The following is a 24,115-nucleotide window of genomic DNA, read 5'->3' as shown; positions in this document are numbered from 1 at the left end:
CTTTCTGTGGTTTGTACCTTTATCATATTTTGAATTACGAAAGGAAGTTATCTTATGAATACATCACGTTCCCGTTCCGAACTTCTATACGCAGAAGCACTTGAGCATATTGTAGGAGGTGTAAACAGCCCTTCACGCTCGTTTAAAGCCGTTGGTGGCGGTGCACCTGTATTTATGAAAAAAGCTCAAGGTGCCCACTTCTGGGATGTCGATGACAACCGTTATATTGATTATCTGGCCGCTTACGGTCCGATTGTTACAGGACATGCCCACCCGCATATTACGCAGGCCATTACGGAAGCAGCGGCAAATGGCGTGCTATACGGTACCCCGACTGAACTTGAGATCAAGCTCGCCAAAATGCTGAAGGAAGCCATTCCTTCCATGGATAAAGTGCGTTTTGTAAACTCCGGTACAGAGGCGGTCATGACTACGATTCGGGTCGCTCGTGCCTACACCAAACGCAACAAGATCGTAAAATTCGCCGGATGTTACCATGGTCACTCCGATCTGGTGCTTGTCGCTGCCGGTTCAGGCCCGTCCACGCTCGGAATTCCTGACAGTGCGGGAGTTCCAGCCAGTATTGCACAAGAAGTCATTACTGTGCCCTACAATGATCTGGAAGCCCTGAAGGATGCTTTGGAGCGCTGGGGTGATGATGTCGCCGCGGTCATGGTTGAGCCGATCGTTGGGAACTTCGGTATGGTTATGCCGGAGCCTGGCTTCCTGGAAGGTCTCTGTGCCATGACACGGGCCAACGGCTCACTGGTTATCTATGACGAGGTTATTACGGCTTTCCGTTTCCATTACGGTTCTACTCAGACATATGCCGGACTCAATAACCATGCGGAGATTGAACCCGATCTGACGGCTCTTGGTAAAATTATTGGTGGTGGCCTGCCAATCGGTGCTTACGGCGGACGCAAACATGTTATGGAGCAGGTTGCTCCGCTTGGGCCGGCTTATCAGGCGGGAACGATGGCTGGTAACCCTGCATCCATCTCGGCTGGTATCGCATGTCTGGAGGTCCTGCAAGGCGAGGGTGTATACGAAGAGATGGAACGTCTTGCTATCGACCTGACGACAGGTCTGCAAGCTTCTGCTGACCGTCATGGCATTGCGCTGACGATCAACCGGATCCGCGGTGCGTTCTCCACCCATTTCTGTGACCATCCGGTTACGAATTATGATCATGCTCAAGACACGGATGGAGAGCTGTTTGCTTCCTTCTTCCGTCACATGCTGGACCGTGGCATTAACCTGGCTCCATCCAAATATGAGGCCTGGTTCCTGACCACGGCTCATACAGACGAGGATGTTCAGGCTACATTGGAAGCCGCAGAAGCTTCCTTCAAGGCGATGGCTCAGGAATAAATTAGATTATTTCCATTCACAATGTAGCGTACAAGCTGCATCGTTGATAGATAGTAACTCAAGGAAAAGGCGTCCAACAAGTGATCAACTTGGGTGGACGCCTTTTGTTATTTACGGACAACACTCCGATTCTTCACGTTATCTCTGCCTGATCTGAAGTTTCAAAATTTCCTCCCGGATCTTCTGCATCCCTTCCTCGATTCGCTGCTTCGGCACATTGGAGATGTTCAAGCGCAACATTTGATCCTGATGCACCTGATATGTTCCCTCCGGATAATACCGTTCTGTCGTATCAACGATGACTCCGCGCTTTTGAAGCCGGGACAGCAGAATACGAAGCGGCATATCACCCGCCAAGGGCAATACGGTATGCTCCCCTCCTGTTCGAGGAGCGTCCATAAATGGAGCAAAGTCTGGATATGTGTCCAATTGCTCATGCACCGTGTTCATCCGGGCAGCGTAGCGGTTACGAATCACTTTCCTGTGATGAGCAAACATTCCGCTGTGGACATAGATCTCCAGAGCAGCTTGAGACAGAACGGAAGTGTCGATATCGAGCATTTTTTTGTAAGCTCCAAAAGATTGAATTAGTGGTGAGGGCAGAACAGCTACACCAATGCGCAGACCTGGAAACAAAATTTTGGAATAACTCTTCAAATAGATGACCCGGCCTTCCGTATCATAGGACCAGAGTGGGTCCTGTTTCGTATTGTCCTCCAGATCGGCCAGATAATCGTCCTCCACCAGATAGACATCGTACCGCTGTGCAAGCCGGATCAGTCTCTTCTTGTCAGCAACAGTCAACGATGTGCCAATTGGATTGTGAAAGCGCGGCATGACATAGAAAAACTTGATATCTTCCTCAGCGAACTGACGTTCAAGTGATGCCCAATCCAGCCCGTCCAGGGCACGTCTCACACCGGCAATCGGCACATTTAATCCACTCAGTAGCGAGGGCATATTGTGATAGGTCGGTAGTTCCAACAGTACTTTTCTCTTTCCATTGGGAAAAGGCATCAATGCAAGTACAGCCAGTGCCTGTTGCACACCTGACGTGATAAAAAACTGCTCCGTTCTCGTAAACACCTGATAATCCGCAAACTGCTTCTGCAACAGCAGAATAAGCGAAGGTAATCCCTGATCCGTGCCATACATGAATAACTCTGCCTGCTTCTTCTCCATCGCCTGATCCACACAATGACGAAAGTCTGCATAAGGGAAGACCCGTGGATCAGGAGCAGCCGAAGCGAAGTCCAACGCTCCCTGCCAGTCCATGTCCTGAGCACCTGTCCCGTTCTGTACGGCATAATAACCGGATTGAGGTATGGCATACACCAAATGCCGCTGTTCCAGCCACTCATATGCACGAATAGCTGTACTTACACTGCATTGATATTGTTCTGCTACAACTCGAACTGCTGGCAGTCGAATGCCCTTATCTGCCCACTGGCGACGATCCTGCTGCTGCATCTGTTCCTGAATCCATTGCTTTAACGCTTCGGCAATCACTTCGTATTTTCTCAATGCACCCATCCCTCTCCAACAACTGTACCGATACAGTTTAACCTTTTATCTATTGTAGCACGATGCACCTGGCAGTATATTGAATAAGGCCAGCACATGCCTCGAACCTGACATAATTCAGGATAATGAAAGATAAAGCGCTATGACTACTGTATTGGAGGAGCATTCATGAACACAACACACACTCGGGGATACGCCTATATCGCAGCTGTATTGTACGCAGCTATTATCGGTCTATCTTTTTTATTTGTTAAAATGACCGTCACGGTTGCACATCCAATCGATGTGCTTGCCCACCGATTCGCCCTGTCGTTGATCGTTGTCAGCATTCCTGTCATTTTTGGCTGGATCAAAATCCGACTGAGCCTTCGTGATCTGTGGCGAATCATTCCACTTGGGCTGTTATCTCCCGTCTTATTTTTTGCCTTTCAAGCCTTTGGACTCGTATCTTCCAACTCATCGGAAGCCGGTATTATTCAGGCTATGGCCCCTGTATTCACACTCGTTCTGGCTTCAGTTTTCCTGAAGGAACGCACATCCACGATGCAGAAGTTGTTCCTGCTTCTGTCTGTCGCTGGAGTGGTTTTTATTTTCATGATGCAAGGAAGCGGCGTATCTATGAGTAACCTGAAGGGCATTGCATTATTGCTACTATCCACGGTATGTTTTGCAGGGTATGGTGTGCTTGCAAGACCATTAACCCAGAAGTATAAACCAATGGAATTAACTTGGGTCACACTGATGGTTGGCTGTATTGTATTTAACGCCGCTTCCCTGATCCGACATGCGTCCAACGGCTCCATGATGGACTATATCAAACCGCTTGGAGATACATCCTACCTGGGTGCACTCGCTTATCTGGCGATCCTCTCCACCATGATCTCCACCCTGCTCGCGAGCTATGCCCTGACCCATCTGGAGGCTTCGCAAATGAGTGTATTCAGTAATCTGTCCACGCTCATCTCCATCGTAGGAGGTGCATGGATATTGCATGAACCAGTGGGTAGCCATCACTATATTGGTGCATTGTTGATTATCGCCGGTGTGTTTGGCACCAATATGAGCGGTCGCAAACATAGGCTGGTCAGTGGGATAAAAGCATGATTCCCCATATTGAGACAGCGCGGAAGTTGGTTCGCCGGTTCAACGAGTTATACGCTCCCATCCTCCCCAACCCCCGCATTTTGACTGGAGAGCGGCTCGGGAAACGATCTTAGAGGTAAAAGAAGCCATGGGTATTCGTTATTTCGACTGACGGTATGAAGCGCTCCAATCACGTTAACACTGCTGAGGACAGTCTACTGGGAAAAGGGGACCCCTCAGCATGAAACGAACACAACCTTCTTTTTTACAAGCTATGATGTTGATCATGTTGTCCGTTGGCTTGATCAGCCATGTTCTGATTATTCCTGCCCTTTTGGCTGCGGCCAAAAGGGATTCTTGGATTTCCGTCCTGTTATCAGCCGGACCATTTCTGATATTTGCGCTAATGCTCGCCTATGTCTCTTGTTTCCTCCAACATCAAAACCTGCATGAATGGTTAACATCCCGTCTCGGCAAGCCTATCGGTCTGTTCTTTCGAGTTGGTAACAGTCTCTTTTTTCTGAGCGCAATCTATTTCACCCTGCACGAAACCACGACTTGGGCCAAAACAAATTACCTGACAGAAACGCCAATATTGGTAACCAGTATTGCTTTGATGACTCTCTGTGCCTACGCTGCGTATAAAGGTATTCGCTCACTGGCATTTACGGCAGGATTGATCCTTCCACTGGTGGTACTGCTGGGCTTCTATGTTGCAATTGTGAACACTCAATATAAGGATTACAGTCGTCTACTGCCTGTGTTAGAACATGGCTGGCATCCGGTGCTGAATGGCATGATTTACAGTCTTGCAGGCATGTTTGAACTGCTGTTCATCTGGTATATCCAGCCTCATCTCACCAAACGTATACGTGTATGGCAGTATCTGATGCTCGCACTCATTCTTGTGGGACTAACAGTCGGCCCACTCATCGGGGCGATTGTGGAATTTGATCCTTTTGAGGCTGCCAAAATGCGATATCCCGCCTTTGAAGAATGGCGAATCGCCTCCTTGGGCAAATACATCGCCCAGACCGACTTCTTTTCCATCTACCAGTGGCTCGCAGGCTCGTTCACCCGGATTAGTCTCGCCATGTATATTGTAGTAGAAATATGGAATATTAAGAGCTCTACCAGAAGGCTTATCAGTTGTATCTCGTTAGGTGTCTTCTTTATTCTAACCATGTTGTATCCTCTGGATGATATGACCTTCGAAAAGCTTCTGGTCGAATACATATTTCCGTTCAATCTCGTGTATCTGAGCGGATTTGCGATTATCGCGACGACGGTTGCCTTTATCCATTCACGCCATCAGAGGAGGAAACATCATGGAGCATCAAGCGATTGACACCACGTCCCATGAGACACTGCTTGCCTCTTTGAAAGAGCAGTTCAATCCATGTGCAGATGTCGTTATTCAGACCTTTCCTGTCAAAGATGAATCTGATCAGCCCGTAATTCTGCTTTATTGCGACGGTCTCGTCGACGGTAAACAAATTAACCAATTTATTATTCCACGTCTGGAACAGCACTCCCTGATCATAGAGGAATCACATCCTAAAGAACTGGGATTAACATTGAATCCGTTGGATGACCTCACAGATACTAACAAGCTTAATATGTTGATATTTAGTGGACAACTACTGATCATTTTCGGTAATGGTGTGCAGTCCTGCAGTGTGGATATTGCTGATATCCCGGGACGCAGTCCCGAAGAATCGGCTATTGAGACATCAGTTAAAGGCCCGCGCGATGGATTCACCGAAGAACTCACTACCAACGTGGCCCTTATTCGCAAACGAATGAAAACATCTTCGATGTGTTATGAGAAATATGTCAAAGGCGGTCGTACCCAGACAGCCATTGGACTTCTATATGTAAAAGATATTATCAATCCAGATATTCTAAAAGAAGCTCGGCACAATCTGGATCAGATTGAGATTGACGGCATACTGGGTACCTCAATCATGGAGCGAGCTGTCATGGGAGGGATTCGGAGTATCTTTCCACTTACAGATAATACCGAGCGTCCTGATTTTGTCGTTGATTCCCTGTTAAACGGTCGTTTTGCCGTTTTGATCGAAGGTTCTCCTGTAGCGGTCATCGCACCAACTACACTTTTCAATCAATTGAAGTCTCCGGAGGACGAAAGTACACCCTTTTTTATCGTTACTTTTGAACGGATATTACGTATTTCAGGACTGCTGATCGCCTGTTTCTTCCCAGGCTTTTATATTGGCCTGACCAGCTTCAATGTGGAACAGATTCCCCTGCCTCTTCTGGCAACGATTGCTGGGACTCGAATGGGCCTGCCCATGCCCGTGACGCTGGAAGCGTTCCTGATGATTTTTATGTTCGAGCTATTCAACGAAGCAGGGCGTAGGTTACCACGTGCGTTGGGGCAAACGGTCAGCGTTGTTGGCGGGCTTATTATTGGGGATGCTGCCATTAGAGCCGGGATTACGTCCCCTACGATTATTGTCACGGTTGCGATCTCGGTCATCTCTAGCTATATTCTCGTGAATACTGTGTTAAGCGGGGCTACTGCCCATGTTCGGATCGGGATGTTACTCATCTCTTCCATTCTTGGATTATTCGGTTTTATGATCGGACTATTAGCCTTGTTGGTGCACCTCGTATCGTTGGAGTGTTATGGCGTATCCTATCTGTCACCTGTATCTCCCTACATTCCCGGAGACTTCACTCAAGCCGTATCCATGCCACCTTCCATGAAAAGAACCAAGCGCCCAGAAGCACTTCATACACAGGATTCTACTCGCCGGAGGAAACGTCCGTGAAACGATGGGCATCCATAAGCGGCCTTCTTATAAGCTGCTTGATCCTGCTAACGGGGTGCTGGGATTCCAAAGAGGTGCAAAGTATAAACTTCATTACGGCGATAGGAATTGACTATGTAGACAACCAGTATATTGCTTATGCCCAACTGATTGACTTCTCCAGTATTGCAAAACAGGAAACGCCAACTTCCCGGGAGACAAGGGATATCTGGACTGGACGGGGCGAGGGTACAACACTGAACATGGCTATTAACGACTTGTATGAAACGTCACAGCAGCTAACGCTCTGGACTCATGTGAAAGCTATTGTTCTATCCAAAAGAGCTTTGGATGGTCGACTGGAGGATATCTTTAATACACTTCTTCATTCAGGCCAATTGAGATATACACCCTGGATCTACGCTACAGAGCATAACATTCCGGATATACTCTCTCCCTCTGCATTGTTGAACCAATCCGCCCAGACCATTGAATTATTTGAGCCCATGAGACTATACAAACAGCATTCCGCTTACGAACCTATCCGGCTCCATCAGCTACTTGATGGATTACGGGAACCCGCTTCTGTCGTTCTTTTACCCTCGGTGTCAACGAGGAACGAGACTTGGTTCAACGGCGATAAAACGCCTCCCCTTGTTAGAATGGATGGATTTTATGTGATATCCAAAGGCACAAGTCAGGGTAGAGTTGCAGGAGCAGACGCAGATGGTACACGATACGTAAATTATGAGCGTGTACATCAGTACCCACTATATGTATATGCGAATGGTGGGAAAATTCCTGACTTAACTTTGATGCTTCATCATCCCAAGACGAGAATCACGGCGAGGAAGCAAGGTGATGGCGTAACATTTGATCTGGCGACTACGGTTAAAAGTGCCATCATTGAGGACCATGGAGCCCCGCGTACGCCTCATGCCATGGAACAAGAAGCGGAGAAACAGATCGAATCCCAAATCCGAGATACGTTTGAAAAAACCAAGGAACGCAAGATCGATTCATACGGTCTTGTGGAACACTTATATCGCCACAACCTTCCCTTATGGAAACAGGAAGTCTACAACCGGGCGGATCCACTCCAACGTTTTAAGCTTGGAAATGTGGAGGTTCACGTGGATATCCTGAATGCGAGCACGTATAAATACAGCGAATAAATGAAGAAATAGAAGCCCCGTACCTGCATTGAATGCAAGGTTACGGGGCTTCTTACCATCTCCAACTATGCTGTCGATTGGGGAAGTTATCCTAATGGATACGCCATGACACTCATCAAAGCCAATTCAGGCTGGGTCGTGTCCAAACGACTGTACTGGACGATAACGGGGATATTGCTCAAAACCGTAATCGCATAAGGTACGCCCGGCGGAATAGACTGCTCCCCGGATCGTAGCGATGCAGTGCGAATATGCTTCGTCCTTCTCGCTGGCACTTCAGCGACAATACCTTCGAGTGGTTCTCTGTCTTCAAAGTAAATCGTGATATGCAGCTCCGCATCCGTGGCACTGGTGTTCAGTACACAGATGCTCTCATGACTCTCCAATGTGCCCCGGCTCTCCGGGGGAATGTAACCATCCGGAATGACCCAGTAGGTGTGACCTGTAGCTGCTGAAACATTCTTACGGGCAGATGTGCCTGATTCTGTCTGGTCAGGTGTCATTGAAATACATCCTCCTTTTTTGCGAGTGCAATATTAAGTTAAAAATGTGGGGCTCGCGGGGCAGTCGCTTCGGCGGGCGGATCGGGCTGTGGGCCGCTGTTGGCTCGGGATTTCTTTGGCTCATTCGCGGGGGAAACTCTTAAAACCCGTGGGCTCGCGGGGCAGCCGCTTCGGCGGGCGGATCGGGCTACAGGCCGCTGTTGGCTCGGGATTTCTATTCAATTCCCCCTCAGCAGAGGAAATCCCGCTCCAAAGGCGGACGCTTCGCTCCCTCTACCCGATTCCGCCCTCCTCCGCTGCTACGCTCGCCTGTTTTTTAAAAGATTATTGCCTTCGCTCTTTCGCTGGGCAACTTTTGCTGGCTCGTTACTTCGTTTAACTCGCTTGGCTTAAATACAGACGCACAGGACTTAAAATCCTGCGGGAACTTATCCCCTAGAACAATAGAATTAGATCCTCTACTGATACTGATACTTATTACCGCAGATACATCTGCAACGGTTGCAATTGCAACTCGCGGATGGCTTCTGCCACCTGCTGGGCAAGGCGACGGGCGCCTCGTTCCTGAAAATGCGTGTTATCCTCCACGCCTGAGGGGAAGTTCACATACTCGCCTGGTAGTACCCACATAAAGTCGTCCTTGGTGCCTTCAACGCCCGCCTGCTCGAACAGAAGACGGCTGCGCTCAGCCAGATCGATCAGCGGAACATCTTCCTCTTCCGCCAGCTCACGCACGGCGATGATATAATCGCCGTGGGTATCGGTCAATGTGCCATCATCCGCAAAATAGCGACGATGCACCGGGGTTATGAGCACTGGACGAGCCTTGGCTTCGCGTGCAGCATCGATATACTTTTTCAAATATTCCTTATATGTTGTGAATGGGTCCGTCCCACGTTCAGGGTCAGGCTTCTCATCGTTATGTCCAAATTGAATAAACAGAAAATCTTCGGGCTTGATTCGCTCCAGAATGGCGCTTAATCTGCCTTCATTAATAAAGCTGCGGGAACTGCGGCCTGACTGGGCATGATTATCCACTGCCACATCATGTTTGAACTGTGCCGGCAATAACTGGCCCCAACCGCAATACGGATATCCACTTTCCGGCTGATCTGTTACGGTTGAATCCCCGGCAAGAAATACGGTCATGGTCTGATTCGCAAGAGTAATCTCCAATGCATTGATTCTCGGTGCAGGACCGGAGAATGACAGACGAAGTCTGCCGCCGCGAACAACAACCGAGAATCTAACCTCTGCGTATTGTCCGGGAAGTGTGCGAATGGTTGGCAGTACAAGCTTGCCTTCACCAGCTTTCACGCGTGTCACTGTCTCAGCCAATTCATCCCCTGCAACAAGTAATACTTGGTAGGTTCCGTCTGGAACATCCACGATGAACGATGCTTTGAGCGGAATACAGAAGCCTGAACGCAATCGGGCAGACATGGTTGTCTGCCCCGAATTGTTATGATGTTGTTTCGTGGGATTCGACACATCGTCATCACGAATGCGTTGTTTCTCATACACCAGAGATCCTGCCTCGAATCCGTACCCTCCGCGTTCCTCATATGCGGTTGTTGCAGTTACTTTCAGATAATCCCCTGTCTCATCTGCTCTTCCCGAGTCTGGTCCAAAGTTAAACTTCCAGCTGGTCACGGACACTGCCTGGCCCTCTGCCGCTGCCTCCATGGCAACGGCCTGACTACCCTGAGCTTTATTCAAAAGCGATAACCTCCTTGGTTAACTTTCGTAAACGTTCATTCGGGCGAAGATACGAAGATACAGTAATCTGGCTTATCCTTTCAATCCGCTGGTGCTCATCCCTTGAACAATTTGTTTCTGGAAGATGAAGAACACAGCTACAACCGGAACCAGACTGACGATGGACATGGCGAACATTGCACCCCAGTTGGAAGCAGATTCGCTATCGAGGAACATTTTCAGCGCCATCGACACGGTGTATTTATCAGGTGAGTTCAGGTACAATACCGGACCGAGCAGATCCTCCCATCTCCAGTAGAAGGAGAAAATGGCTGCAGTCGCCAGAGAAGACTTGATCAGCGGCATAATAATCTGGATATACAGTCTGAATTTGTTACATCCATCGATGGTTGCAGCCTCATCCAGCTCCTTCGGAATCGTTCGAATGAACTGTACCATCAGGAAGATGAAAAACGGCATTCCGAAGAATGTAGGTACAACGATTGGCAAGATAGTATTCAGCCAGCCGAGCTTCGTGAAAATGATGTACTGAGGAACCAATACCACGTCATGTGGCAACATCAGTGTTAACATCATCAAGGAAAACCAGAACGTGCGTCCCTTGAAATTCAGTCTGGCAAAACCAAAAGCGATCAGCGATGACGATATCACAGCACCGATGGTAGATATCACTACGATTACAAGTGAGTTCGTGATGTAATCCATGAACGGTCTTCCCGCTGTGCCTTTCCAGCCATCTACATAGTTGCTCCAGATCCACTCCGCAGGAAACAGGGTATCCGCTGTGACGAATATCGTACGGCTTTCCTTGAATGAACTGAAGAGCATCCAAAGTACGGGATACAACATTAGGAGGGCAAGAGCTGCAACGAACAGGTGATAAATGGGCCATTTCACATTTCTCCAAACCATCGTTACTTCCCTCCTTCAGATTCGTAGAACACCCAGTACTTGGATGTCAGGAACACAGCTACCGTGAGTATACCGATCATGATCAGCATGATCCAAGCCATGGCCGAAGCATAACCCATGTTGTTAAACATAAATGCCTGACGGAACAGATATAGAGAGTACAGCATCGTACCGTCCATTGGACCGCCTTCGCCTTTGGAGATAATATAGGCAGGTACAAACGTCATAAATGCACCAATCGTCTGCATAATCATATTGAACAGAACGATCGGGCTAAGCAGTGGCAAGGTGATGCTGAAAAATTTCCGTATAGGGTTCGCGCCATCCACACCTGCTGCCTCGTACATCTCAGTAGGGATATTTTTGAGACCAGCCAGGAAGATCAGCATGGACGAACCAAACTGCCACACAGACAGTGAGATGAGCATAACCAGGGACGCATTAGGGTCACCAAACCAGCTTATAGGCCCTATCCCGATTGCCGTTAGAGCACTGTTGATAACACCCTCATTACTGAAGAGGTTACGCCACATAATGGATACGGCCACACTACCACCGATAATGGATGGCAGGTAATACAGCGTCCGGTACGTTCCAATCATACGAGAGCCAGTGTTTAGGACCATCGCTACGAAGAGGGCAAAGATCAACCTTAACGGTACCCCAATGAATACATACAGAAACGTTACTTTGACCGAGTTCCAATATTTCGGGTCATCAAAAAACATTTTGGTGTAGTTATCAAGCCCAATCCACCGCGGAGAAGTGAACAAGTTATAACTCGTGAACGACATATATAAGGACACAAACATGGGGATGAGTGTGAAGCCCAGGAAACCAATAATAAACGGGCTTATGAACGCATATCCAGTTAAGTTTCTACGTAACGATGAATACTGCCTCAATGGAACGAACCTCCTTCATGGATCAGCTTGCTCCCTCATCGTGGCTTCGGTCATCTGGACGGGGAAAGGCCCTCGCATTTGCGAGTAGCCCCATTCCCGACCATCCCTGAAGTGGGACGAGCAAGCCATCATTCAACTGTTATTTATTGTTCGCAAGTACAGATTCGGCGTTCTTGCGGAATGTCTCTGCTGCTTGTTCAGGTGTAATTTTGCCAAAGTTCAATTCTTCAACCACATCTGCTAGGGAAGAGATTACTTCAGGTGAACCAACTGGTGGCGGAGAACTCATTGGTGAAGCCTTAGGCTCCATGGCTGCTACGAATTCAAAGACCTGTTTTGTTGCGTCACTCAGCTCAGGTGCGATAGCTTCTTTGATTGCTCCTGAAATTGGCACACCGCGCTCACCTTTGATCAGTTTGTTGGCTTCCACGTCATTCACCCAGAAATCAATGAATTTAGCTGCTTCTTCCTTCACTTTGGAGTTGGACGTTACACCCCAATACATACTTGGTTGCATATATAGTCCTTTTTCCATATCTGGTCCTGGCATTGGAGCGATTTCGAGTGGACGGTTCGCTACCTGTTGCAAGGCTACGAACTGGTTGGACCATTGCCATACGCCAATTCCTTTTTCCTTCACGAGATCCGATTCCTCAATGATGCCTTTGGTTTGGTTAGCTACATCCGGCGTAGGTGCTGCACCTTGCTCGATCATGCGGCGCATGAGTCCGAAGAACTCCACAAACAATTGATCATCATCATAGCCAAGACCTGTTCCTTCCGCATTATAAAGCGACAATCCTTTGGTACGCAGGAAGTAGTGGAAGAAAATATCCGGAGCTATCCCTCCATCCAAATACAGACCTTTATCTGCGGTTTGTTTGCCCAGTGCTTCGTACGATTCCCAAGTCATATTGTCAGGGATTGCATCCACGCCTGCTTTTTTAAGCAATGCCGGATCATATTGGAAGCCCAGAACGTTAACACCGGCAGGTACACCGTATTGTTTACCGTTAATTACACCTGTGCTGATAACATTCTCGGATACATCGTCCACTTTGATCTGGTTGCCCAGATAAGGCGCTAGATCCTCAAGCTGACCATTCTGTGCATATTGGCTGATGTAGGAAATATCCATCTGAACGATGTCAGGCAACTGATTTGCCGCTGCTTGTGGTGCGAGCTTTTTCCAGTAGTCATCAAATGAAGCATATTCCACGTCGATTTTGACATTCGGGTTTTTCGATTTGTACAGGTCGATGACCTTCTGTGTATATTCATGCCTTGCATCCGAGCCCCACCAAGCGATCCGCAGGGTAACTGAGTCATCTCCAGATGCTCCTTCATTTCCTCCACCTGAGCTACATGCCGCTGTAAACACGAGCAAAGCAGCCATCATCAGGAATATTGCCTTTTTCACCATGCCAATCTCCCCTTTTATGTTGATATGGTTGTGTGAACGAGCTATCCTTTTTATTTCTGATAACGCTTTCACAAACTTGTTAATGTCATTTTCGCAAATGTACGACCATAGTTGAATACACAAAACCGTCTTGTTGGTTCAAAAAACAGAGGAGGACAACAGTCCCCCTCTCGGCGCTGTTCGTCCTCCCCAGACATGAATCACATGATTGGTAGCTCATTGTTATATGCCGATCCTGCGGAATTCCGTAGGTGTCATCCCGGTCCATTTTTTGAACACCTGACTGAAATATTGTGAATTCCCGCCAAATCCGAACAATTCAGCAAGCTCAAACACTTTCACATCCCCACCTCTGCGAATATGGTCACATGCGCGTTCAATGCGCAGGCGATTCACGTAGTTGGAGAAATTCTCCCCTGTGACTTTTTTGAAAATCTTGCCCAGGTAATCTGGATTCATATAGAGCATCTGATGAGCGACTCCATTGAGCGAGAGATCCGCCTCTCCAAAATGACGATCCACGATATCCATCATCTTCTCCACGGCTGAAGACTGGCGGCTGATATGGTTTTTGTAATAACCGGAAGTTAATCGGGCCGCACTGCTTGCAACAAAAGACTTCAAACCAGATAACGTATCGATATGCGGCAGTTCTGCCATACGCTGGGTGAATTCCGTTGCCTCCTCAGGTGGACAGACATGCACCATCGCCGAGTAGAGCTGCACTACATAAGAGCGAGTCACTTCAATTTCCAGCTGCTGACGTGATAATAGATCAAACAGACGTTCCACCTCTACCGCTGTTTCCTCGGTATTACCCGATTTGATCAACTGACACAGTTGCTCGGCATCCTGTTCTACATGCAATCCGTCGCATTCTCCGGCCAGTACCAGATCATTCTTCGTAATCAGCTTGCCTTCACCGATAAAGAAGCGATGGTTCAGATACTGCAACGCCTCACGAAACAACCGCCGCGACTGAATCATTCGATCTGCTTCACTCAGCGCAGCGGTCACTTCCAATTTATATAGTCTGGTGAATGCAGACCGAACCTCTTCAATACTTTCTTTCAGTCCAGCCGGATCAGCTGAATCCGCGAGCAGAATGAGGAGTTTGCCTTCAATGGTTGTGCTTAACAGGACATGTGGGAGCAGGTCACTGGCAATGTTTTTGATCGCAAATAAGTGGCTGTAATCATGTTCATCTACAATTCGGAACAGCAGTAACCGAACTGCGTTCTCTTCAAGCTCCAGATCAAACAGCTCCTGATAATACTCCAGATCAACCGGACCATAGGTGCGGTTGGTCATGAACTCCAGCAGAAATTGCTCCTTTACATGCGGAAGGACTCGCTGCAATCGCTGTTTCATCTCACCTGCAACATGCTCCTTCACCTGGGCATCCTGATGTTCCTGCAACAGTTCAGTTAATGCATCATGGATCTGATTCTCGTTGCAGGGTTTGAGCAAATAATGCTTCACACCATATTGCATCGCTCTGCGAGCATATTCGAACTCCTTGTAGCCGGATAACATAATGAAACGTACTCCCGGGTATGCTTCAGATGCCTTCTCTATGAGTCCGAGACCATCCAGACCCGGCATGGAAATATCCGTAATGATAATATCCGGTCTCGACTGCCCAATTTTGTCCAATGCTTCGATCCCGTTCCTCGCCGTACCCACCAATTCCGTACCTGCTGCGGCCCAATCGACCACTTGGGAAATCCCCTCCAGAATGACACGTTCATCATCTACGAGCATCACTTTGTACATCGTCATCGTCCTCTCTGATCCAAGGTATGCTGATCGATACTACAGTTCCTGATCCGGGCTTGCTGCTCATCACCATTCCACCTTCATCACCGAAGGTCAGTCTGATTCGTTCCTGGATGTTAGATAACCCAATGCCCTGTCCTCTTGTCTGAATACGTCCTTCGTGTAGCTGTTCCAGGAATTCCGGTGTCATCCCCGGACCGTCGTCCTCAACTTCAATAATCACCTTATCTCCATCTGCTCTCGCCCGGATTCGAATCCGGCAAGGGTCAATGCTTGGTTCGAGTGCATAATGTATCGCGTTCTCCACCAACGGCTGTAATGTTAACTTCGGTATCCGTGCCGTTCCTACCTCCGGGGCAATTTCCATGTCGAAATCCAGTCTTTCCTCAAAACGTGTGCGCTGAATTGTCACGTAACTGCGGACAATGTCCAGCTCCCTTTCCAGCGTAATCCACTTCTCGGACATGTTCACAGAGCTACGCAACAGAAATCCGAGAGCCTCAACCATTTCCGAGATCTGTCGTTGCTTCTGTACTTTAGCCAGCCAGTTAATGGATTCCAGCGTGTTGTATAGAAAATGTGGATTAATCTGCGCCTGAAGCGCTTTCAACTCCGTCTCACGAATCACCAGTTGCTTCGCATAATTCTCATCAATCAATTCACGTATCCGTTGAAGCATCATCTTGAATGTGCGATGCAACAGCCCAACCTCATTCTGTGGAGATATCGGAACATTGCCGAGGGCAGCCTCCTCCAGCTTATCCAGATCTCCTTTTTCGATATTACGCATCTTTTTGATCAACTGTGCAATCGGATGGGTAATACTGCGAGAGAATCTCGCTCCAATAATAAGCGCCGCCAGAAAGATCATGATGAAGATCACCGTGACCAACTGTTTGACAAACTGGATCTTTTTAAACATCTGGTCAAACGGGGTTGTGTACAGATAGGTCCAATCCGTATAGGAAGAATGAGCACGAGCTACAAAGTGTCTCCCCTGCTCCAACATGGCAATTCCATAGGGCTGGGTACGCTTCAGTTCAGACTCAATCTCGGCTTCACTGACCGACGATTCTGTTGGATAGATCACTTCTTTTCCATCCGTAATGAGTAATTGGGAGTCCTCAGCCGGTTCTTGCATCTGGTCCTGTACAATTCGGTCCAGCCGGACGCGGATGATCAGTGTGCCAAGGTCCTCCAATGTAAATGCTCCGCCAATAAAGGATTTCACCTGTCGAACCGACAAGAGTCGGGACTGTTTATCCCCACTGGTATGCCATGCATTGGAGCCCGAGTATTGCTGTCCCAGTGCAACCAGTTCCTTTTGCTTCGACTCCGAAATTCCCTCCCGATTGCCTGCGGCCATAACGTTATTATCATTATCGATAAATAGCATGGAATAGACGTATTTTTCGGAACCGGCATATGCGACTAACCTGTTAGTAATTTTTTTACGCAATCCATTTTTCTCGTAACCCGTTTCGGCCTTTTTCAGTTGGAGCAGATATTGCTGAAGCGGCTCGTCCGACATCACCTTGAAGGAGAGATTAGAAATTTCACGAAGTTGATTCTCAATACCTACCGAAGACATATTGAGGACCTGCGAGGATTTCTCATAGATCTGGCGGTCATAGATGCTGAACACATATCGGAGTACGGACGCATAAAACGTAAAGCTGATCAACATCAAAAGTCCGATGAGAAGAATCGTTTTGTGGTGAATCGGTAGTGTTGTGAAAGCGTTTTTAATTTTGTTCATCCTAAGCGCTCCTTTGGCTTGCGAGGGGTGCCTGTCATACTATGCATTAGTGGTTTTATTGTAAGTTATTTTCATATTTACACATCCATTGGTCATCTGACAAGATATATTTATGCAACATTTTAGGTCATTAGAGAAGGTATACATCTGTGTCAGCAACGTAAAAAGAACACAAAACAGCCAGAATACCTTGAACAAATCAAGGTATTCTGGCTGTTGAATAACATCATGTTAAAACATGAAATACAATTTACGGATTAACAAAAACAGTTTTCAGCTTCGCTACATATTGCACATCAAAGCCAAGACCTTCAGCCACCATGGCAAGTGGTACATATGTTTTGGACTCTTTGCCTACCTTATTCAGGAATGCAGGTGTATCCACAGTAACCGATGCTCCATTTACCTTCACAGCATTGGCACCAATCTTCACCGCAACTTTCCGGTCTCCATATGTAATGGTTGCGGTTGAAGTTTTGTTATCCCACACCGTAGTAGCACCGACCGCATTCACGATGTCTTGAATCGCCACAAAGTTTTTGCCGTTACGGATAATCGGTTTGTACGGAGTATTTAATGTTTTGCCACTCACAATAATGTTCATCGGCTCACCTGTCGCAGGTGTAGTCAGCTTGGTGTAGTCGCCCCAGATCGTTTTGGCAAATACTTCGGCAATGGCCGCATATCCAAATTGGTTCGGGTGGAAATCACGATCTTTGATCATATGTGTCATCGTGCCTTCACCACCAACAAACTCCTTGGCCACGTGTGCGACTTTGACATCGGTACCCTGAGCAGTGAATTGTGCTGCAATGCCATCAATGGTCTGTGTGAAACCTTGGGATGCCTCCATCAGTTTGGCATAAAGTGCCTTGCCTGCTACTTCTGGCATCGGTTGATACTGGTCGGCGATGACAATTGTAGCTGTCGGATTAATTTCATGGATATCATTAATCGTTGCACTAACGTTGGCTGTATATGTTGCGAGTAATTCTTTTACCTTCGCTTGCAGATCCTGATCACTCAGTTTGTCTGCTGTACCGAGAAGCTCAGATACATCATTTCCCCCAATGGTAATTGCAACCAGATTGGCCTGTGCTACACTCTCACGGATTGCAGCAGTATTGGCTCCGATCTGTCCCGCTCTTGGATCAGGAAGACTTGGTTGAATGGCTTCAGAAGTCAGCGTTTTGCCATCCTTAATTGCAGTAGTAAAGTTTTTCAGACCACTGGTTTTCAATCCGGCAATCCCGTAGTTGTCCACCTGTGTACGTCCATGCAGCAAACCTTGCTCCTGGAGACGTTCTACATAACCATAAGGCAATTCTTTTGTGTTGGGCTCATAACCTACCGTTATGGAATCTCCCAATGTGACGATGCGGAACTCCTTAGTTACGGCTACTGCATCTTTCTTCGCTGTCAGCGAAGTCTCGTTTGTACCCGCTGGCAATACACCGGTTTTGGTGTCAGCCGCGTGTGCAGGCAATGCAGATGATGTAAAGAGCAGCATTCCTGCCAACATGCTTACCGTTAAACCGGCAGCTGTATTTTCCCATATACGTTTACGCTTCATTCAGGTAACACTCCTTCTCGCAAATCTATAATAATTTACACTAATATACGTGTTCAAAAAGGGCGGTTTTCAGTACCGAGAAGATGGGATGAAGCTAGGCATCCTTCGTAATCAAAAGCGGACTTTTTGAGCAACCTCACTAATATATAGTACATTGGTCATTCCAATGACATAGGTTGGTGTTACTCTATTCTATCATTTTAAAGTAGGCGTTGTCCTCTCTACTGAGAGCACACATGAAATAACAGACTCCCTAAAGGGGAGCCTGTTATTGGTTAAGCTCAGCTATGACGTTCAGTGATTAGTTAAGATTGCGGCTTATTCGAGTCTTCAGCAATCGAATGACCCTTGTCACTCTCCGGTTTGTTCCCGGTAGCTCGCTCCAGATACCGATCATAACGATCATCCACTTCGCGTGCCATCTTCCGGTACTTTAACGTTTCCTCGACAATTGGATCACGTTCTGTCTGGATTCGCACTTCATATTTGGGAGGAATCAGCTGGCGTTCACGCTGATTGGTGTCGCCGGACTCTTCCATGTCCCCTTCCGTCAGCATATCACTGAGCCGTCGTTCCAGTTCTTTGGATTCATCCATTGTTTTCGCTCCTTATAATGAATTTCATTCCAAGCCGGTTGCTTTCGCTTCCTTCAGCACATCCGTCAGTGCATCATGGATTTTGCCATTGCTGGCAACGACATGATTCACAGACAGTTGGTAAGGCGTTCCGATGGTATCGGTCACCTTGCCACCTGATTCTTCAACCAACAGTGCACCTGCGGCAATATCCCACGGTTTCAATCCAACTTCGGTGTAGGCGCTGAGGCGTCCTGCGGCAACATATGCCAGATGGAGGGCGGCAGATCCGCCTGCACGCAAGTTACGAACTTGCGGAGCAAGCGCCTGCACAGCCGCCATATTCAGTGGCAACGCAAAGGTTGTGTCTGCCGGGAATCCAACCGCAATCAGGCTCTGAGCCAGTTCCTGTTCACCAGATACAAGCATCCGGTTTCCGTGAACATATGCTCCTTTCCCTTTTTCCGCAACAAACATCTCATCACGGGAAGGGTCGTAGATCACGCCGACAATGACTTCACCATTGTGAGCCAATGCGATGGACACCGAATAAAACGGGAATCCGTGTACAAAGTTTGTCGTTCCATCCACAGGATCAACAATCCACAGGAACTCTTCCTCCTCGGCCTCTTTCAGTGCTTTTGCCGAAGCTTCCGGTCCCGGTTCGACGCCCTCTTCACCCAGAATGGCATGGTGGGGAAAATGCGTAAGAATCAGGCGGCGGATCATCTGCTCCGCTCCTTTATCCACTTCGGTCACCAGATCTTGGGGTGAATATTTGGTGCCAAGTTCAGCTACCGTCCCAAGACGGCTTTTGATCCATTCGCCAGCTTTGGAAGCTGCATTAATGGCAACGGCAGTATAGCTTTTGCTTGTCACGACATAAGGTGTCTTTTCCTTCTCATTCAAAGCGTTCACTCTACTTTCTATATCAATCTACGAAAAGTTGAAATACTTGTTAAAAGTATACGCCCCACAGGTCATAAAGTTTCTCGTTGCCCAGGCCCCTTTTGGCACTACGGATGAATGATGACGGTAGACTCGTCCACCCACTCTACACCCTCTTCGTGATAGAATGCCAGCTTCTGCATCAGTTGCACAAGAGCCTCATCCTTGCGTTTGGCCTCAATCATCACGTCAAGTCTTGGGGTGTCTGCTGCGATATGACGCAAGAAATCGAGCACAGGCTCTACCTCCACACCATCGGCATGACCTCGCAGATCCTTCTCACTCTTTGGACTGGAGACATGGATTTTGGGTGGCAATGGCTGATCAGCCGGTGAATCTGCCTGGGCAAGCGGTGACTGCCAGGTCTTTAGAATATCAGGCCACAGATCCCATGCCTGTTCTCCTTCGTTGTTCACCCAATGGTGATGGATATCCAGTACCATGGGCAATCCCAAGCGCTGGCACACGGCAAGTGTCTCAGGCGCATTGAACGTTTTATCATCATTTTCGAGTGTGAGCCGCTCCTGAATGTCCCGATCCAGCTTCAAAAAGTTTTCTTCAAAACGAAGCGCCGCCGAAGGCTTGTCCCCGTATGCACCACCAATATGTATATTGTTCTTGGCAGTGGCATTCAGCCCCATGGCATCCAGCATCCGAACATGATGACGAAGGTCGCGAATCGAGTTGCGCAGAACTTGCTCGCGGGGGGTACTAAGTACGGTAAAATGATCCGGATGAAAGGACACACGCATATGATTTTCCTTCACAAAATCACCAATAGCCGCAAAGTCCTGCTTCAGCGCCGGGAACGGGTCCCAGTCATTCAGGTCCTCGTGTGTTGCCAGTGGAATCAATTTGGAAGAGAAGCGATATACATGAATATGGCTACCCTTGTTGTGCCTGAGCAAACGTAATGTATTGTGCAGGTTCTCGGCTGCAATCCGTTCGAGCTTGCGGATCGCCGCTTCCCTGTCATCGATTTTGTTAAAACTCGACATGGTCATGGTCCGGGAAGGCGAGGCGTTCTCTATAAGCACGGACATTGCCACGTAACCAAAGCGTACGAGCATGAATCTCTTCCTCTCTATTAGGGCGGAGAACCCACACGGCATATTCAGCCGTCAGGATGTACCGTCACTGTATATAACCAAGTTTTACCCTAAAAGAGTGACCATAATCGTATTCTGGCAAATCCGTCCTTCCGACCCGCACTTACAGTCAACAACTACTCCTGTGCTTGCTCCCCAAAGAACATCTCATCCGCAAGGGCAGTCTGGATGCGTGATTCTTCCTCAGTCAATTTGCGGATGAGTAGCATCTCCACCTCGGTTACCTCTTGCCCCTGGAAGTTGATCTCCGCAATGGAAACCACGATCTTGACGATGGCTACAGCCACGTTATCCGGTGTGTATGCAATCACTTTCTGGCCGGTAGGAAATACCCGGAAGCCCTGTTTGACCATTTTGCCGCGTCCGTATTCAAGCAGTTCGAACAGCTCCTGCTCATTCTTGAACTTGCATACGGAATTGAATTCAGTCTGAAATCCCATGCATATCCCTCCTGATCTTGTGGTCGCAGGCTACGCCTGTACGCCGTTCTCGTAATTCAGTGCCTGCTTGCGGTTGTAACGCTCCAGTGCCAGCTCAATCATGCGATCCAGCAGTTCGGCATACGATACACCTGTCTCACGCCAAAGAAGTGGATACATGCTGTATGGTGTGAAACCAGGCATGGTGTTGACTTCATTAATAAGCAAGGCGCCGTCATTTTTCCGAATGAAGAAGTCGGCGCGTGAAATGCCGTTACCTTCAATCGCACGGAACGCCTGCAAAGCTGCCTCGCGAATGCGATCTGCGGCCTCTGGGTCCAGTGGAGCTGGAATCAGCATCTGTGATTGACCATCAATATACTTGGCTGCATAGTCATAATACTCACCGGAGGATACGATCTCACCTGGAACGGAAGCCATGGGCTCGTCATTACCGAGGACGCTGACCTCAACTTCACGGGCTTCAACGAACTCCTCAATGACAACCTTCGTGTCATACCGAAGTGCAAACTCGACAGCTGTCTTCAGCTCATCGCGGTTACGTGCTTTGGAGATGCCTACACTGGAGCCCAGATTTGCCGGTTTGATAAAACAAGGATACCCGAGCTGATCTTCGACCTGTACGATCATTTCATGCTCTGTCTGCTTCCATTGTGTCGCGTTAAAATACGTAAAGGCACATTGGTCAATGCCAGCCTGTGCAAACAGCTTTTTCATGACTACTTTGTCCATGCCGCCAGCCGAAGCGAGTACACCTGCACCTACATATGGCATATCCGCCATCTCAAACATGCCCTGAATGGTGCCATCCTCTCCAAACGTACCATGCAGCAGAGGGAACATCACGTCCAGCGCTTCTGCTCCGCCATACAAACGGCCAAACAGTGCGTTCAGCGCATCCTGCGTTCCGCCTGCCGATTGCTCCAGCTTCAAGTCTTCAATCTGCGCGAACGGCGCATGCATGACAGGTCCTTTTTTCCACGTACCCTGCTTGGAGATATAAAAAGGAACCAGTTCATACTTTTCATAATCAAATGCGTTTGTTACAGCAAACGCCGTTTGCAGCGATACCTCATGCTCGCCCGATTTTCCGCCGTACACGACGCCTACTTTTAATTTATCCATACTCATGTGTACCCTCCGATTATCTGTGCCTGATGCTGTCATGCTTGCATGCTCAGCACCCTTGTTATTCTGCTTGCATTATCTGGTCTTATTTTACACGGAACTGGATGTCTGCGTCACCGCATCCCGAAAATCTTTCGTCATCAAAACTCATCTGCAATATGAAAAAGCCGGTATACCGTCCGCTCCGTCCAAGCGTAAGAATCCCGGTAATCCCAAAATCGGTGACGGCTGCTAACCGTATGTGCGTTAACAAGCGGCATGCCGCCCGCATCAAACGCGGTCACAACGGTGCTGTGCTGAAATCGTCCATCTCCATCCCAATCGTAGAGAATAACATCGCCGAGCATCAGCTGCTCAGGACGCTCCACTTCTGTCGCGGTCAGACCCCAGCTGCTGCCTGACAAATAACGCTCCAGACTGTTGGAAACTGCCCAACTGTAACTCCACATTTCGGAGCCGTTCACATACCCTTTATACCACCAGCCAGCTTCTCTTCTACCAGTATAGTGGATGGGTGCGCCCCCTGCAAAGAGACATTGAGACACGTAATTGGTACAATCCACATCAAATTCCTCAAATGCCGGATTCCCCGCATTCCACCACCGATCTGCATAGGCAACCGCCAGATCTCTGCGATATGACTGCTGCCGTGAGCTTCTTCCTTGACCCAACACTTCCCGATTCAGCAGCGGCCGATTCATCGCCTGTACAAAATCAGCTTGTTGAAACGGACGTCCTTCCCCAGCAGGGCGACGCTCCGGCACTTCTCGCTCGACCCGTCCAATGATCCATCCACCACTCTGCCGCAGAAAGGTTAACCGCTCCCGCTCAATCCGGTCCTCCCGGTGGGTGATCCCGCTCTTCTCGTAGAACAGTCTGCTGTACAATTGTACATCCACCACCGCTTCTTCCTGGCCATCCATAAGCGTGCGCACAAGCTTGGCGCTGGTCTCGCTGCGAAGAGGCACGGCGCGCCGCTTACGATACCATTCGTCCAGCCTTGCCATACGCTCTCCCCGTTCCACCACGAAGTCAGGATCGGTAACGATCCGTTCGCTGGTCTGTGGACGGTAGTCGATCTCACAGCGATTGTACTGGTTCACGTAAGTATATAAGGCACTCTTCCATTCCCGTTCCAAGCCTATGTCCCCCTTTGGCATGAGTTCTGTCTGGAATATTTCATTGCGTATATAAACTCCTACTATTCATATGAAAGGGTCTTCGGTTGTATGTACACGGCTCAGGAGGGAGATCCGAAATTCGGCAAATACAGGTACACAAGATATCTTATTCCTGCTCGCTTCACGAAAACGCCTTCATCGGTCCAAAAGCTTGCTTGATCAGGCAAAAAGACCTTTACGTACGGAGGTGAAAACGGTATACTTAAAACTAAAGTTATGATTATGAAA

20 protein-coding genes are annotated in these 24,115 nt (G+C 48.3%); 5 read left to right on the top strand and 15 right to left on the bottom strand.

From position 1 onward, the window contains the following. Nucleotides 1–54: 54 nt before the first annotated feature. The gene (locus MHI48_RS03705) at nucleotides 55–1,374 is read left to right on the top strand and encodes a glutamate-1-semialdehyde 2,1-aminomutase (protein WP_405143046.1); all 1,320 of its coding nucleotides are present in this window, start codon (nucleotides 55–57) and stop codon (nucleotides 1,372–1,374) included. A gap of 138 nt (nucleotides 1,375–1,512) precedes the next feature. On the opposite strand, the gene MHI48_RS03700 is transcribed toward MHI48_RS03705, so the two are convergent. Beyond that, on the bottom strand, nucleotides 1,513–2,907 hold the full coding sequence (locus tag MHI48_RS03700; RefSeq protein WP_405143044.1) for a PLP-dependent aminotransferase family protein: 1,395 nt from the start codon (nucleotides 2,905–2,907) through the stop codon (nucleotides 1,513–1,515). Between the two features lie 159 nt (nucleotides 2,908–3,066). Here MHI48_RS03700 and MHI48_RS03695 point away from each other — a divergent pair, with 159 nt between their 5' ends. From MHI48_RS03695 to MHI48_RS03680, 4 genes are all read left to right on the top strand, one after another. Further along, entirely contained in the window at nucleotides 3,067–4,002 is a 936-nt protein-coding gene (locus MHI48_RS03695; RefSeq protein ID WP_405143042.1) for a DMT family transporter, read from the top strand. Between the two features lie 220 nt (nucleotides 4,003–4,222). Then, nucleotides 4,223–5,329, top strand: a complete 1,107-nt coding sequence (locus tag MHI48_RS03690) for an endospore germination permease (RefSeq protein WP_405143040.1) — start codon at nucleotides 4,223–4,225, stop codon at nucleotides 5,327–5,329. Then, the gene (locus MHI48_RS03685) at nucleotides 5,310–6,779 is read left to right on the top strand and encodes a spore germination protein (protein WP_076254884.1); all 1,470 of its coding nucleotides are present in this window, start codon (nucleotides 5,310–5,312) and stop codon (nucleotides 6,777–6,779) included. The genes MHI48_RS03690 and MHI48_RS03685 overlap by 20 nt, the downstream gene beginning before the upstream one ends. Further along, nucleotides 6,776–7,933 (top strand): Ger(x)C family spore germination protein, encoded by a 1,158-nt coding sequence (locus MHI48_RS03680; RefSeq protein ID WP_405143038.1) that lies wholly within the window; start codon nucleotides 6,776–6,778, stop codon nucleotides 7,931–7,933. Before MHI48_RS03685 ends, MHI48_RS03680 begins: the two co-directional genes overlap by 4 nt. 86 nt (nucleotides 7,934–8,019) lie before the next feature. On the opposite strand, the gene MHI48_RS03675 is transcribed toward MHI48_RS03680, so the two are convergent. The 14 genes from MHI48_RS03675 to MHI48_RS03610 form a co-directional block, all read right to left on the bottom strand. Continuing rightward, entirely contained in the window at nucleotides 8,020–8,436 is a 417-nt protein-coding gene (locus MHI48_RS03675) for a sensory rhodopsin transducer (RefSeq protein ID WP_405143036.1), read from the bottom strand. Nucleotides 8,437–8,913: 477 nt separating this feature from the next. After that, a complete protein-coding gene (locus MHI48_RS03670; protein WP_405144577.1) occupies nucleotides 8,914–10,122 on the bottom strand; it encodes a rhamnogalacturonan acetylesterase in 1,209 nt (402 codons plus the stop codon). 105 nt (nucleotides 10,123–10,227) lie between these two features. Beyond that, entirely contained in the window at nucleotides 10,228–11,067 is an 840-nt protein-coding gene (locus MHI48_RS03665; RefSeq protein WP_017690747.1) for a carbohydrate ABC transporter permease, read from the bottom strand. Between the two features lie 2 nt (nucleotides 11,068–11,069). Continuing rightward, nucleotides 11,070–11,972: a carbohydrate ABC transporter permease gene (locus MHI48_RS03660; RefSeq protein WP_047841423.1), complete on the bottom strand. Its 903-nt coding sequence runs from the start codon at nucleotides 11,970–11,972 to the stop codon at nucleotides 11,070–11,072. Nucleotides 11,973–12,111: 139 nt separating this feature from the next. Continuing rightward, nucleotides 12,112–13,395 (bottom strand): ABC transporter substrate-binding protein, encoded by a 1,284-nt coding sequence (locus MHI48_RS03655; RefSeq protein WP_405143034.1) that lies wholly within the window; start codon nucleotides 13,393–13,395, stop codon nucleotides 12,112–12,114. A 222-nt stretch (nucleotides 13,396–13,617) separates the two neighbouring features. Continuing rightward, nucleotides 13,618–15,171 carry a response regulator gene (locus MHI48_RS03650; protein ID WP_405143032.1) on the bottom strand — a complete coding sequence of 518 codons (1,554 nt, stop codon included), beginning with the start codon at nucleotides 15,169–15,171 and terminating at the stop codon, nucleotides 13,618–13,620. Beyond that, complete coding sequence (locus MHI48_RS03645; protein WP_339189917.1) at nucleotides 15,146–16,933, bottom strand: histidine kinase; 1,788 nt, start codon at nucleotides 16,931–16,933, stop codon at nucleotides 15,146–15,148. Before MHI48_RS03645 ends, MHI48_RS03650 begins: the two co-directional genes overlap by 26 nt. 250 nt (nucleotides 16,934–17,183) lie before the next feature. Then, nucleotides 17,184–18,506, bottom strand: a complete 1,323-nt coding sequence (locus MHI48_RS03640) for a stalk domain-containing protein (RefSeq protein WP_339189919.1) — start codon at nucleotides 18,504–18,506, stop codon at nucleotides 17,184–17,186. A 305-nt stretch (nucleotides 18,507–18,811) separates the two neighbouring features. Next, the gene (locus tag MHI48_RS03635; RefSeq protein ID WP_047841418.1) at nucleotides 18,812–19,102 is read right to left on the bottom strand and encodes a hypothetical protein; all 291 of its coding nucleotides are present in this window, start codon (nucleotides 19,100–19,102) and stop codon (nucleotides 18,812–18,814) included. Nucleotides 19,103–19,126: 24 nt separating this feature from the next. Beyond that, a complete protein-coding gene (locus tag MHI48_RS03630; RefSeq protein ID WP_197997992.1) occupies nucleotides 19,127–19,990 on the bottom strand; it encodes an inositol monophosphatase family protein in 864 nt (287 codons plus the stop codon). Between the two features lie 107 nt (nucleotides 19,991–20,097). Continuing rightward, nucleotides 20,098–21,099 (bottom strand): UV DNA damage repair endonuclease UvsE, encoded by a 1,002-nt coding sequence (gene uvsE, locus MHI48_RS03625; RefSeq protein WP_036614105.1) that lies wholly within the window; start codon nucleotides 21,097–21,099, stop codon nucleotides 20,098–20,100. A gap of 155 nt (nucleotides 21,100–21,254) precedes the next feature. Then, nucleotides 21,255–21,578 (bottom strand): hypothetical protein, encoded by a 324-nt coding sequence (locus tag MHI48_RS03620; protein WP_017690758.1) that lies wholly within the window; start codon nucleotides 21,576–21,578, stop codon nucleotides 21,255–21,257. Between the two features lie 30 nt (nucleotides 21,579–21,608). Next, nucleotides 21,609–22,709 (bottom strand): D-alanine--D-alanine ligase, encoded by a 1,101-nt coding sequence (locus tag MHI48_RS03615; protein WP_036614110.1) that lies wholly within the window; start codon nucleotides 22,707–22,709, stop codon nucleotides 21,609–21,611. Between the two features lie 137 nt (nucleotides 22,710–22,846). After that, nucleotides 22,847–23,866 carry an amidase domain-containing protein gene (locus MHI48_RS03610; protein WP_197997991.1) on the bottom strand — a complete coding sequence of 340 codons (1,020 nt, stop codon included), beginning with the start codon at nucleotides 23,864–23,866 and terminating at the stop codon, nucleotides 22,847–22,849. Nucleotides 23,867–24,115: the final 249 nt, after the last annotated feature.

The sequence above is a fragment of the Paenibacillus sp. FSL H7-0942 genome (genome assembly GCF_045040715.1).
GTDB classification, from domain to species: Bacteria; Bacillota; Bacilli; order Paenibacillales; family Paenibacillaceae; genus Paenibacillus; species Paenibacillus amylolyticus.
The sequence above is the reverse complement of the archived record's forward strand: the minus strand, read 5'-3'. Positions and strand labels throughout refer to the sequence as shown.